The following is a 13,000-nucleotide window of genomic DNA, read 5'->3' as shown; positions in this document are numbered from 1 at the left end:
ACACACGCGGCATGGCTGCATCAGGGTTTCCCCCATTGTGCAATATTCCCCACTGCTGCCTCCCGTAGGAGTCTGGACCGTGTCTCAGTTCCAGTGTGGCTGATCTTCCTCTCAGAACAGCTAGAGATCGTTGCCTTGGTGAGCCTTTACCTCACCAACTAGCTAATCTCACTTGGGCTTCTCTATAGGTGGGAGCCGAAGCCCCCTTTGGTCCGTAGACATTATGCGGTATTAGCCACCGTTTCCAGTGGTTATCCCCCTCCTAAAGGCAAATTCCCAAGCATTACTCACCCGTCCGCCACTCGTCAGCAACTAGCAAGCTAGCCCTGTTACCGTTCGACTTGCATGTGTTAGGCCTGCCGCCAGCGTTCAATCTGAGCCATGATCAAACTCTTCAATTGAATACTTGCGTCGTTTCTACGAATAGAAACTAAAAATAAATTGTCGTTGTGACACTCTTAACGAGTGCCCACACAGATTGTCTTGTTATAAATTGTTAAAGAACAAAGCAACTTTCGTTGCGACTTAAGGCGTCTTAGCGACTCTCCTCAAGCGGGATGCGCATTCTACATTGTCGCATCCGGGAGTCAAGCATTTTTTTGAAATTTTATTTTCAGCGATTTGCTTGAAACCCGCTTCAATTAAGGGATTGCGTCAAATCATTGGCGTTGCCGTTGATTTGTTTATTTCGTCTTCCCGTTGAAGCGAGCGCGCATTCTACAGACCTAACTTCTCAGGTCAACCGCTTTTTTTTAAAAAAGTTGAAAAAAAGCAACTGATTGTTCAGTCTTTGTTCTGTTCGTTGCTTTTTTGTGCCGTTTCATCGGTTTCTGCTGGCTTATCTGCACTTTCTAAGAAATCGGCATCTTCCTCGTGATCACCGACTACATCCTCAAGTGTCACTTTATCAACCGTTCTAAACGTGTTGATTGGACCAGCAAGTGCATATAAGGAAAAGACAACAAAAAGTACAAGCGCTGGCTCAGTAGCCACGACCACAAAGATCAACATAATAAGAAGTAGAGCAACGAATGGGACCTTACCGTGCCAATTCACTTCTTTAAAGGAATTATATTTGAAGTTGCTGACCATTAATAATCCACTTAGTCCGGTAATAATAGCAACAATAATCCCATAGTCAGTGCCAACAGCCTGATACTCAACGCCGACCCATACTAGCCCGGCGACAACAGCCGCAGCAGCGGGGCTCGCCAAACCTTGAAAGAAGCGTTTATCAGCAATCCCAACCTGCGTATTAAACCGTGCCAATCGCAGAGCGGCACCAGCAACGTATATAAATGCGGCTAACCATCCAAGCTTTCCCATTTCAGTTAGCCCCCAGTTATACGCAACTAATGCAGGAGCCACACCGAAGGAGACCATATCTGCCATAGAGTCGTACTCTGCGCCGAATTCGCTTTGGGTATTTGTAATCCGCGCAACGCGGCCATCCAGCCCATCAAATATCATGGCCACGAAAATTGCTACTGCCGCAGCTTCAAACCGCCCATTCATTGATGACACAACAGCAAAAAAACCCGAAAACAAACCGGCTGTGGTCAGTAAGTTAGGTAATAAATAAATACCTTTACGCTTGTTTTGAGACATAAACTCCTCTAGAAATACAACATAATTGACTTGAAAAAAATAGCGAGCTTCATCAATAATCAATAAAAAGAATGAGCTGAGCCAATTAGCAGCTAAACTATACCATAGCCAAAGGTGTTACCAATCAAATTGTTGTACTGCTGGGTAATAGCATTGTCAGCTTTCTTTACAAACAAAGATTTCCTCTATAACAGAGAATACCTAACTCTTTGTTTTAAAAGGGATTACCGAAATGGCACATTTATTGCTGTTAATAGAATTAGGTGTAAGTTTAATGATCGTTTTTGTAGGTAAAAATGAATAAATTAGCAAATTTGACAGTAAGTGCGTGTTTGATTTCATTATCTCAGTTCGTTACGGCAGCTGAAACATTGTGGGACTTTCGCACTGCAACTGTAGGTAATATTACTAACTCAATTTCGAATTATGGCAACACGTTTTCTATGTTGGATGCTTCCTCTGGTCTTTCAGTTGAAATCTCTGCTTGGTCTGACACTTGGGAAGTAAGCGGAGAAGACAACGTTCAATCTGCAACTTTAGATAACAACGCTTACGGTCTAATTGCGTATAATCGCAATTCAAATGATCATCATTACATCGATAATCGTCAAGATAGAGACGACACAGACATGATACTGTTCAAGTTTTCTGACGCAGTAAAGCTGTCAACGTTGTTCTTAAGTTCAAAGTACGGTGATTCAGATGTGTCCATTGCGGCGTTCAACGTTCTGCCTTCATTTACTGGCGGTCGTTCATGGTCTGATATTCTAAATGACTCAGTTAACGGGGCTGTTTTCAGTGCTAGCTATGCGGACTTGGCAACCTCAAGTTCATTGGCAGGTAACTCAACAATCACTGCAGCAAGTTCTGGTGCGAATGTACTCCCTGGCGCGTTAGTTGAAGCTAAATATTGGTTAGTTGGCGCATACAAAAGCGTTTTTTCAGCCGATGGTTGGTTCGGATCTCCATTCGGTGAAGGGAATGATGGGTTTAAACTCGCAGGCTTGACGACAACCAAGACAGAGCCAACGACGACTGTTTCTGAACCTGGTACGATTGGTGTTCTATTGCTCAGCTTAGTGTTATTGGGTATGCGCAGAGCCCGCAAATAAATTAATACTCTATTGAAAAAAGCCTCTCTATGAGGCTTTTTTTATGGATAATGAAAGGTATTGAAAAACAATTGATCAATATTTCTTCGTGAGGGACGACTACGTGAGAAAGTGTTTCTACGGTATTTTAATCCTCTTTTTAGCCGTTTTTAAGGTTAATGCACAAGTTGCCGACCTTTATGAAAGCGCGCTTGAAGAGTTTATGCAAAATAATGTAAAGGAAGCCTATATCCTATTGAAGTCTAAACTGCAAAGCGCTCCTGAACACCTCCCAAGCAAACTTCTTATGGGCCGTATTCTTTTGATGGACGGATTGTTTTACGATGCAATCGTCGAATTTGAAGATGTCCTTGCGGCAGGTGCGGATAAAAATCTGGTTTATTCTCCTCTGGCACGCGCCTATCTATTTGTCGGGCAGTATGACAATGTCATTGAACTCTACCGCGATAGATCAATTTCAGAAGTAACAAGATATGATATTGCTCTGGTGACTGGCTTAGCCTACATCCGCACCAATCAGCCGCAAAAAGCTGAACAACTTTACGTGCAATTGCGCCGTAAGTATCCATCTGACATTGAGCCAATTAATGCCTATGCTGCATTTCTTGTGTCAGAAGAACGATTTGACGATGCAGAGCAAATCTTGGCGCAAGCGAAATCATTAGATCCCTCTAATCCCGATACGCTCCATATTGAAGCACAAATCATGTCGAAACAGGACAGACAAAAAGAGGCTCTTATCCTTATCCAGAATGCGATTGACTTAGCTCCAGAAAATCCTGCTTACTTGCGCACTTATTCAGCGCTATTAGCGCAGTTAGAACGTTATGATGAAGCATTAACTATTATCGCTAAAGTGGAATCTGAAACGCCGGGCGATATCCAAAATCAATTGTTGAAAACTCGAATATTGGCGCTAACTAACCAAGTCAGTGAAGCCGATAAGCTGTTATTAGAAATAAGCAGCCAACTCAGTTTGTTGACAGATGAACAATTAAAAGAGCGTAACCATTTAAGCCTAATCACCGGCGTTGTTGCTTATATTAATCGGAACTACAGTTTGGCTAGTGCAGAACTGACTCGTTATACCAAAGAGCACCTACCAACCGCTGAACTACTCGGCATGCTAGCTAATTCTCTCGTAATGTCAGGATATCAAAAGGAAGCTATTCAAACTCTGGAAAGCCATATTGATACCGTTAAAAGTAATTTGGAAGTTGGGGCACTGATTTGCCGTCTGTACATTAACAGTGATCGTGCATTTAAGTGTGAACAACTCCTTACTGAGTTACACGAGATCCATGGCAGCAATGATCTAATCACATTGCTTACCGCACGCACGCTGTTAGCCCGAAATGAATATAAAGAAGCCGAAGAATTACTAAATTTGGGGATTTCCAATACAGCTTTACCGGAAGTCTTAGAGCTCAAAGTTCTACTACTTGCGAATAATCAGCAATATATTGAAGCGAGAGAACTCGCCAAGCAATTAGTTGCACAAGCTCCCACAACTGCCAACCAAAACTTGCTTGTCGATTTACTGCTTAGGACCGGCGCTCGCGATGAAGCTTCCCAAATTGTCGATCAGATACTAGATGCAGATATGCAGAACTTGCCGGCCCTCATAGCTAAAGCAAGGTTGCTGTCTCAACAAGAGCTAATCGATGATGCGATCAAGCATATTCAGCTTGCCCTTGAAATTGATAGGAATAATTTAACCGCCTTGGTGATTAGTGGGCAACTTCACTTTTTAAGCAAGAACTATCAAACAGCTATCGATGATTTGCTCCGTGCAAAGGTTGTGGCTAAAAATGACACCCGCGCAAGCGAACTGTTATTTTCTATTTACATGAGCACAGAGCAATACGACCTGGCATTAAAGGAAATAAACCAACTGTTAGCGAAGTATCGCTTTAACTATGACTATAGAGTGGCTAAAGCACAGTTATTAATTCAGCTGGACGATCTTGAGGAAGCACAAGAGCAACTCAACGTCCTTTACGGCTTGTTGACTGAAGATCCTGATCGATTAATCGCACTCAGCCGTTTGCAAATTGATGCGCTCGACTTTACCGGAGCAGAAAAAAGCTTACGTCGAGCAACCGATATCAATCCTGAAAACCGGCTGAGTGAACTCGAACTAGCTAATTTCTATATTCAACAATCGCGCTTAACCGAAGCAAAAGAAATTCTTAGCAAACCGCAATTTAGTAATAGCAACAGTCCGAATGTCTGGGTGCTTCAGGCCGATATCTTACGGAGTGAAGGTAAAACTGCCGCTGCATTTGATTTGTATAAACAAGCTTTACTTCAAGATCCCAGCTTTAAACGCCCAGCGATAGAAATGTTTGAGTTAAGCCGACAGGGGCAGCTGCGAAAGAGTTTCATTAACAGTATTCAGACTGTTGATAAACAAGCTGCCGACCCTTTTTTGCAGCACCTTCTCGCCGATTCGCATTTCATGGCTCAAGAGTATTCGAACGCTGAAGTCATATACCAGCGCTTAATAGCATCTGATTACCAACAGAACCTAGCTGCAATCTACAATAATTTGGCGTTAATTAAGTTGGAAAGTGACCTTGCGCAAGCCAAGACGTATAGTCAACAAGCAGTGGCTCTCGCCCCTAGAACTGCCGCTATAATTGACACACAAGGGTGGATTTTAAGTCTGCAAGGAAAACATTTAGATGCGCTGGACATGCTGAGAAAAGCGTATACGCTTGACTCTGACGATCCTGCCATCAATTATCATATTGCCGCGACACTCGCTGCAATGGGGCGCACCAGCGAAGCAGTTAGCCAAGTAACCAATGCGAGATTGTTGGAACGCCCTTCAACCTATCGTGAGAAAGCTAAGCAGTTGCATGAGCAACTGCTTAGCCAAACAGATTAGCTAAGTGATTACACACCGGTTGATGTAATAACCAATTCATCCGCTTGCATATCAACCCGTATAGCGCTATCCGGCGCGATGTCGCCGGATAACAATGCTTGCGCAAGCGGGTTTTCAATTTCGGTCTGAATTGCGCGCTTTAAAGGTCGCGCGCCGAAAACAGGGTCAAAACCCGCTTCAGCTATTTTATCCAACGCGGCTCCGGCAATCTCTAGTTTATAGCCTTTATCAACCAAACGCTGACGTAGTCCCGCAAGCTGGATAAGAGCGATAGACTTGATTTGTTCGCGACCCAGCGGATGAAACACCACAATATCGTCTACCCGATTAATAAACTCCGGTCTGAAGTGTTGCCCCACAACAGACATGACCATGGCTTTCATTTCATCATATTGACTCTCTTCATGCTTGTCTTGAATAATGTCAGAACCCAAATTAGACGTCATAATTACAACAGTGTTTTTGAAATCCACAGTGCGTCCTTGCCCGTCAGTGAGACGGCCATCGTCTAGCACTTGCAGAAGAATATTAAATACATCTGGATGCGCTTTCTCTACTTCATCTAGCAAGATGACCGAATATGGCTTGCGTCTCACTGCTTCAGTCAAATAGCCACCTTCTTCATAACCCACATACCCTGGGGGCGCGCCAACCAACCTAGAAACACTGTGTTTTTCCATAAACTCAGACATGTCGATACGCACCATCGCTTGCTCTGAATCAAACATAAAGTTCGCCAGCGATTTGCACAACTCCGTCTTACCCACACCGGTAGGCCCCAGGAACAAAAATGACCCTATCGGTCTGTTGGGATCAGCAAGACCGGCTCTGGAACGACGAATAGCATTCGATACAGCAGTAACCGCCTCATCTTGTCCAACAACGCGATGATGCAATGCCTCTTCCATCCGTAATAATTTGTCTCGTTCACCCTCAAGCATTTTAGACACAGGGATCCCAGTCCAGCGGGACAAGACCTCGGCGATTTCACTGTCTGTAACTTTGTTTTTTAATAGTTGGGTTTCGATACTTTCCTGCTCTGAAGCGCGTTCCAAACGCAACTCCAATTCAGGAATTCGACCATATTGTAACTCTGACATACGGCTCAGATCTGATGCGCGTCGAGCGATTTCCAGATCTAATTTGGCCTGCTCAAGTTCTGACTTGATGGATTGAGTGCCCTGCATGGCATCTTTTTCCTGCTTCCACACTTTATCAAGCTCAGCATACTTAAGTTCTAATTGTTCACGCTCAAGCTCTATCACCTCCAAGCGCTTGTGACTAGCATCATCGGTCTCTTTGGCGAGCGCCTGCTCTTCTAACTTCAATTGAATAATGCGTCGTTCTAAGCGGTCCATCTCCTCGGGTTTAGAATCCATCTGCAAGCGAATACTGGATGCCGCTTCGTCGATCAGATCAATGGCTTTATCCGGTAACTGACGGTCACTAATGTAACGCTGTGATAAGGTTGCAGCTGCGACAATCGCGGGGTCAGTAATATCAACCGAGTGATGCAGTTCGTAACGCTCTTTCAACCCACGCAAAATAGCAATGGTATCTTCCACACTTGGCTGATCAACTAGCACTTTTTGGAAGCGGCGTTCTAAAGCAGCATCTTTTTCTATGTATTGACGATATTCGTCAAGCGTAGTCGCGCCTACGCAATGCAGTTCGCCACGCGCCAATGCCGGTTTCAACATATTTCCTGCGTCCATAGCGCCATCGCCTTTACCCGCTCCGACCATGGTATGCAACTCGTCAATAAACAGAATAACCCGCCCTTCTTCCTTGGAAAGTTCGTTTAGTACTGCTTTCAAACGCTCTTCGAATTCGCCGCGATATTTGGCGCCGGCCACAAGAGCTCCCATATCAAGGGCAAGGACTCGCTTATTTTTTAGTCCTTCCGGAACCTCTCCGTTAACAATACGCTGGGCTAACCCTTCAACAATCGCAGTTTTCCCGACTCCGGGTTCACCAATGAGGACCGGATTATTCTTGGTTCTGCGTTGCAAGACTTGTACAGTGCGGCGAATTTCATCGTCACGCCCAATCACCGGATCTAATTTACCTTGCTCCGCTCGTTCGGTCAGATCTGTGGTATATTTTTCGAGTGCTTGGCGAACATCCTCAGCGTTTGGATCGGTCACTTTCTGTCCGCCACGGATTTTCTCTATGGCTTGATTTATTGCCTGTTCAGAAGCGCCCGCCTCTTTTAACAATTGTCCAAGTTTGCCTTTGTCTTGCAAAGCGGCAAGCACAAAAATCTCAGATGTGATGTATTCATCTTTGCGCTGCTGCGCAATTTTGTCACATAAATTAAGTAGCACTACGCTTTCTTTAGCCAACTGCACATCACCACCGACCCCATCAACGCGGGGTAATCGGTCTACAGCCTCGGAGAGAGCAGAACGCAAACTATTAACATTAACATTGGCATGTTCAAATAACGTGCGCAATACACTGCCCTGTTGGTTCAACAGTGCAGTCATTAAATGTACCGGTTCGATATATTGATGGTCGCGACCCAATGCTAATGACTGCGCATCGGATATCGCCAACTGAAATTTGCTAGTAAATCTATCTAAACGCATATGATATTCCTATAAACGTTTTATCACTTACTATCTATGTGGGTATTTATCTTAGTTTATTCAAGTTATTACTGCTAACTCTATGATTTATCTAATAACATGATAGCACTTACCATTCTACCGCAATTAGTTTGTCCATGGTGTCGGGCACGCCGATAGGAGAAATAGCTCGCTTCATCACAATAAGTACAATCAGAACAGCTGGAAATATTATTAATCCCCATCTCAGTGAGTTGATGGCGGGTAATTATCTCTAGGTCAAGCATCACTTTAGCGGCCATCTTCGATGTGTGCACGGCCCCAGTAATCGGTCTGAAATCACACGCATCTTGTTCATTTACTTCATAGTGACAGACTCGAATATGTGGCCCTATCCAAGCGAATATATCACTAGAGATTGAACTTGCAAACGCTGCTTTTACCGTGTTCTCAATAATCTTAGTGCGCAACCCTTGCAGACCTGCATGCACTGCCGCTACGGTAGTCCCATGCCTATCAGTAAGTAAGATTGGTACACAGTCTGCTGTCATTACTGCACACCCATACCCCGCTGCATGAGTGAAGGATGCATCTGCATTATTCAGTTGTGAAGGTAGCTCCAAAGCACGATTACTGTGCGTTTGTTCAAGCCAATGTAGCTTATCAGCGAAAGGCAATCGCCGCCGATTTTCAACAACTGCCATCGCGTCATCACCCACATGTGCACCTAGATTAAAACTGTGATACTGATTGCTGCTAACGCCATCATTTCGCGTCGAATAGAACGCCATCACGCCCTTGGGTAAGGACCAATTAGGTAGCCGAATAGAAGCCGATTTAATCATCTAAGCCGAAGATCTGGGTGTCAGCATCCAGCAATGCTAATAGTCCGCGCATATCGTCAGGTAGCGGTGATTGCCACGTCATCCATTCTTCAGTGATGGGATGATATAAAGATAATTGAGCTGCATGCAATGCCTGACGCTTAAAGCTGCGCAACCCATGGATCAGGCCATCATCCGCTCCTTTCGGCATCCGTGGGCGACCACCGTAAGCGGGATCTCCCACAATCGGATGTTTAAGATGCGCCATGTGTACACGGATTTGATGCGTGCGCCCAGACTCAAGCTTCAGGCGTAAATGCGTATGGGCACGAAATTTTTTGATTACGCGATAATGCGTGACAGCCGGCTTACCGGTTTCGCGGACGGCCATTAAAGTACGCTTTGTCTGATGGCGACCAATGGGTGCATCTACCATACCCCCCGCGACGAGAGTTCCCACCACTATAGCTTCATATTCTCGACTCATGGTTCGGGATTGTAATTGCTCAACCAAATGCGTCTGTGCTTCTAATGTTTTAGCAACGACCATTAAACCCGTGGTGTCTTTATCAAGGCGATGCACAATCCCGGCTCGCGGCACCGTATTAATTGAAGGTACCCTGGCTAACAGAGCATTTAAGATTGTGCCTGTTGGATTGCCTGCACCGGGATGAACAATTAGATCGGCTGGCTTATCAATAACCAAAATATGCTCGTCTTCAAAGATCACATTTAATGCGATCTCTTGCGCCTTATGAGTAACTTGCACGGCTATTTCTGCGGCAATCTCTATAGACTCGAAGCCTTGCAACTTATGTCGCGGAATGTCACACACTTCACCGTTGATAGTTACACACCCATCGAGGATCCAACTTTTCAGCTTAGAGCGTGAATATTCTGGGAACAAATTCGCAATTGCCTGATCTAAGCGAAGACCATGCACTGATAAATCTGTTTCTGCGGCTAGTTTAACCACAGACGTTTTTTCGTTCATAAAAACCTTAATGATGCCTTTGTTGCAGTATAACAAAAATCATTCTCAGAGAAGTGGGTTTATCGGTAGGAATTATGTGAAGCATTGCGGTAGAATACGTCGCAAAATTAATTGGCATGCTTAGAACATGTCAGATAGGAAGAGTTAATGAAGTATCAACGATTAGTATCGCTTGCATTTATTTCTGCAACGTTATTGCTTGGCGGCTGCAGTTCGTCGGACAACGAAGAGCAAATTATCGCCGCTGATCAGGGAGCCCAAGCCCTATACGATCAAGCTAAACGTCAGATGGATGCAGGTAACTTTGCTGGCGCAGCGACAACGTTAAGCACCTTAGATAGCCGATTCCCGTTTGGGCCATTGTCACATCAAGTGCAGCTTGACCTTATTTACAGTCATTATAAATCGGGTAAAGCCGAGCAGACATTGGCAACCATCGATCGGTTCATTCGGTTAAATCCAAATCACTCAGATATCGATTACGTGCACTACATGCGCGGGCTTACGAATATGGAATCGGACAATAACCTGTTCCAAGATTTATTGAATATTGATCGTACTGACCGAGATCCATCGAAGTCACGCGAGGCGTTTGAAGATTTCCGTCGCCTCATAGAGAAGTATCCAGACAGTAAGTATGCTGCAGACGCGCAAAAGCGGATGCTGTACATTAAGAACCGTTTAGCGAGTTATGAGATTGCAATCGCACGCTTTTATATGCGCCGACAAGCTTATGTAGCAGCCGCCAATCGCGGACGTTACGTCCTGGAACACTACCCAGATTCTAATCAGGTTCAACAGGCGTTAGAAATCATGGTCGCGAGTTATGACCAATTGGGCCTCGATGAATTAAAAGAGAACGCGATTAAAACATTGAAACTCAATTACCCAAACAGTGACTTTATTTAGATTCCGTTACTGATCAGTCGCGCATAGACACCGAAGCGAGCATTTATACTGTTTTGCGGCGTTACACGGGCTATCTGGCGTGTAATGCAATTTCGGTTTCCATATTCAACGAGCAATAAGGTTACAAAAATTCCAAGCCGTGGGTGTTTGGAGAAATAAAAAAAGCGTCTAATGACGCTTTTTTTATTTGAAAAATAATTGACTAAAAGGATTGAGCAAGCGCGCCAGCCCTGAGGTAAAGTGCAAAGGCTTGTCCACGATACTAAATACCAAGCATCCCTCTTCTGCTTCAGAAAATGGCGCATGCGTATGCTCGCCATTCAACGCAATGAAATCTCCCGAGTCATAATGTGAAATCCCGTCACTGAATTCGCCATTTATCACTAGTGTCAACTCAGAGCCTTTGTGTGTGTGTTCTGGCACGCGACCGCCTTTCTCCATATAGATGAAGTTAGCTACACCCATATCCCCTAAGTCCACAGGCGCTTGCCACAACTTACCGACTAATGACGACCAATTACCCGTATTTTTCACGTAGCGCTGCAATGCCCGCGGAAGCTTAAATGAACGACCATCAAGCTCAATCGAATCCACAATCGGCTCATGCGTTACGCGAAAATCACTGACCGGTTGCTCAAGGATGTTTGCCAACATCCGATTGAGTTTAGGATCGTCTTCACTGGCCGCAAACGCCTCATTCGCTAACAAACTATTCTCGTTGCGCGCCAACTCCATACACCGTGGGCACATGTCACAATGCGCAGATACGAGCAATGCATTTGCCGGCGGGAGTACTCCCTCTGCGAACTGGCGGATTTGTTCAAGATTTGGGTGAAAATTAATCATACTGCTTTATCATATCTTTCAAACGTTGTAATGCAAGGCGAGTACGCGATTTCACCGTGCCTAATGGAATATCCAATTCATCGGCAACTTCTTGCTGGGACTTGCCGTCGATATAGATGGCTTCTATAACCACCCGTTGTTTAACTGGTAATGAATCGAATAAATGACCCAGTTGCTCAAGCGTCATTTGCTCTTCTAAAGACGTTTCATTCGCGTCAGCCGTTTGTTCGCATAGCACTGGCCACAAATCATCAGAGCAAATATCTTCTTTGCGGTTTTGCAGCTTGCGCAACATATCGAAACGAATGTTTCGAGCGATAGTGAAAATCCAAGTTGAAGGCGATCCCTTCTCAGCGTTGAAAAGATGAGCTTTTTGCCACACATTCGACATTGTGTCTTGGACCAATTCCATCGCCAAGGCTTCATTCCCCATCTGTTTTAACGCATAAGAACGAAGACGCGGCGCGAAGTAGCCAAATATTTTGGCGAACGCAGTTTTACTGCGAGTGGCTGCTATCTCAACTAAATAGCCAGACATCTCTTCAGCACACTCGATAGGTTTGGAAGGTCTCGCGTCGCTCGATTCCACTGGAATACCAACTAGCATAATGACTCTCTTTTCAGCTTTTTGTATTAATACGCTAAATCAAGAGTAATGGATCAGTCTATTAATTGTCGCAGAAATTCGAGCACTTTGCTGCAATCTTTTTGAGCTAAGAATGCTTGCTTTTGCTCCGCTTCCACTGGCAGTAACTCTAGCCAGCGATGGATAACCCAAACAGGATCATTAAATTGTGGGGTTTGATAAAGGCCGTTGACTTCGGGATACTTGTCAAATATTTCCTTGAGCCGTACGTGCATAGGTTCAATATCTGCTGCTGGAATCTCTTCTTTCCAAAGGTCAATTGATTTGCACTCTCCTATTCGAAGACCGTCGGGTTCTGTGAGTATGTTACTTATCTCGACACATTCGAGTCCTTCGACTGTGATACCGAGCAACCCGTCCTCCAGAACATCAAAATCGATAATTTTGCTCTTCGTTCCAATGGAATATATGTGCGAATTATTATCTTTATCACCCTTTGCGTTGAGCATGCACACAACGAATTCAGAATTGGCTGCACACACCTCTTTTACCATGCGAATGTAGCGTGGTTCAAAAATTCTGAGCGACAAACGGCCTGCCGGAAGCAGATGCGCTGATAAGGGAAACAAAGGTAACGTTTGCAAGCTAGAGATACCTC

10 protein-coding genes and 1 rRNA gene (1 of these 11 cut by a window edge) are annotated in these 13,000 nt (G+C 44.6%); 3 read left to right on the top strand and 8 right to left on the bottom strand.

Annotated elements, in window-relative coordinates; translation table 11 throughout:
- Positions 1-401: ribosomal RNA gene (locus AC121Z_RS05265) — 16S ribosomal RNA — on the bottom strand (it extends 1,132 nt beyond the left edge of the window).
- A 382-nt stretch (positions 402-783) separates the two neighbouring features.
- Entirely contained in the window at positions 784-1,608 is an 825-nt protein-coding gene (gene pssA, locus AC121Z_RS05260; RefSeq protein ID WP_498127243.1) for a CDP-diacylglycerol--serine O-phosphatidyltransferase, read from the bottom strand.
- 296 nt (positions 1,609-1,904) lie between these two features.
- Here pssA and xdp1 point away from each other — a divergent pair, with 296 nt between their 5' ends.
- Together xdp1 and AC121Z_RS05250 are read left to right on the top strand one after the other, a co-directional pair.
- Positions 1,905-2,720 carry an exosortase-dependent surface protein XDP1 gene (gene xdp1 / locus AC121Z_RS05255; RefSeq protein WP_498127242.1) on the top strand — a complete coding sequence of 272 codons (816 nt, stop codon included), beginning with the start codon at positions 1,905-1,907 and terminating at the stop codon, positions 2,718-2,720.
- A 103-nt stretch (positions 2,721-2,823) separates the two neighbouring features.
- The gene (locus AC121Z_RS05250; protein ID WP_498127241.1) at positions 2,824-5,613 is read left to right on the top strand and encodes a tetratricopeptide repeat protein; all 2,790 of its coding nucleotides are present in this window, start codon (positions 2,824-2,826) and stop codon (positions 5,611-5,613) included.
- A gap of 8 nt (positions 5,614-5,621) precedes the next feature.
- Here the strand turns inward: AC121Z_RS05250 and clpB are convergent, their stop codons facing one another.
- The 3 genes from clpB to rluD form a co-directional block, all read right to left on the bottom strand.
- Positions 5,622-8,204 carry an ATP-dependent chaperone ClpB gene (gene clpB / locus AC121Z_RS05245; RefSeq protein WP_498127240.1) on the bottom strand — a complete coding sequence of 861 codons (2,583 nt, stop codon included), beginning with the start codon at positions 8,202-8,204 and terminating at the stop codon, positions 5,622-5,624.
- 80 nt (positions 8,205-8,284) lie between these two features.
- The gene (gene pgeF, locus AC121Z_RS05240) at positions 8,285-9,028 is read right to left on the bottom strand and encodes a peptidoglycan editing factor PgeF (protein WP_498127239.1); all 744 of its coding nucleotides are present in this window, start codon (positions 9,026-9,028) and stop codon (positions 8,285-8,287) included.
- Positions 9,021-10,001 (bottom strand): 23S rRNA pseudouridine(1911/1915/1917) synthase RluD, encoded by a 981-nt coding sequence (gene rluD / locus AC121Z_RS05235; RefSeq protein WP_498127238.1) that lies wholly within the window; start codon positions 9,999-10,001, stop codon positions 9,021-9,023. The genes pgeF and rluD overlap by 8 nt, the downstream gene beginning before the upstream one ends.
- 147 nt (positions 10,002-10,148) lie before the next feature.
- Between rluD and AC121Z_RS05230 the strand changes: the two genes are divergently transcribed.
- A complete protein-coding gene (locus AC121Z_RS05230) occupies positions 10,149-10,910 on the top strand; it encodes an outer membrane protein assembly factor BamD (RefSeq protein ID WP_498127237.1) in 762 nt (253 codons plus the stop codon).
- Positions 10,911-11,093: 183 nt separating this feature from the next.
- Here the strand turns inward: AC121Z_RS05230 and AC121Z_RS05225 are convergent, their stop codons facing one another.
- Genes AC121Z_RS05225 through AC121Z_RS05215 form a run of 3 tightly spaced genes read right to left on the bottom strand, consistent with a single transcriptional unit; the run spans position 11,094 to position 12,986 of the window.
- Positions 11,094-11,756: a ChrR family anti-sigma-E factor gene (locus tag AC121Z_RS05225; protein WP_498127236.1), complete on the bottom strand. Its 663-nt coding sequence runs from the start codon at positions 11,754-11,756 to the stop codon at positions 11,094-11,096.
- Positions 11,749-12,363, bottom strand: coding sequence for a sigma-70 family RNA polymerase sigma factor (locus AC121Z_RS05220; RefSeq protein ID WP_498127235.1), 615 nt, complete (start codon positions 12,361-12,363; stop codon positions 11,749-11,751). Before AC121Z_RS05220 ends, AC121Z_RS05225 begins: the two co-directional genes overlap by 8 nt.
- Before the next feature lie 53 nt (positions 12,364-12,416).
- Positions 12,417-12,986 carry an LON peptidase substrate-binding domain-containing protein gene (locus AC121Z_RS05215; RefSeq protein ID WP_498127234.1) on the bottom strand — a complete coding sequence of 190 codons (570 nt, stop codon included), beginning with the start codon at positions 12,984-12,986 and terminating at the stop codon, positions 12,417-12,419.
- Between the last annotated feature and the right edge of the window lie 14 nt (positions 12,987-13,000).

Source organism: Alteromonas sp. DYW1, from assembly GCF_059752595.1.
Note: the sequence above shows the minus strand (reverse complement) of the source record. Positions and strands in the feature narration are given on the sequence as shown.

Excerpts from the sequence above, each read along its gene's own strand:
- pssA (WP_498127243.1), bottom strand. The coding sequence starts at position 1,608 with ATGTCTCAAAACAAGCGTAAAGGTATTTATTTATTACCTAACTTACTG.
- xdp1 (WP_498127242.1), top strand. The coding sequence starts at position 1,905 with ATGAATAAATTAGCAAATTTGACAGTAAGTGCGTGTTTGATTTCATTA.
- clpB (WP_498127240.1), bottom strand. The coding sequence starts at position 8,204 with ATGCGTTTAGATAGATTTACTAGCAAATTTCAGTTGGCGATATCCGAT.
- pgeF (WP_498127239.1), bottom strand. The coding sequence starts at position 9,028 with ATGATTAAATCGGCTTCTATTCGGCTACCTAATTGGTCCTTACCCAAG.
- rluD (WP_498127238.1), bottom strand. The coding sequence starts at position 10,001 with ATGAACGAAAAAACGTCTGTGGTTAAACTAGCCGCAGAAACAGATTTA.
- AC121Z_RS05230 (WP_498127237.1), top strand. The coding sequence starts at position 10,149 with ATGAAGTATCAACGATTAGTATCGCTTGCATTTATTTCTGCAACGTTA.
- AC121Z_RS05225 (WP_498127236.1), bottom strand. The coding sequence starts at position 11,756 with ATGATTAATTTTCACCCAAATCTTGAACAAATCCGCCAGTTCGCAGAG.
- AC121Z_RS05220 (WP_498127235.1), bottom strand. The coding sequence starts at position 12,363 with ATGCTAGTTGGTATTCCAGTGGAATCGAGCGACGCGAGACCTTCCAAA.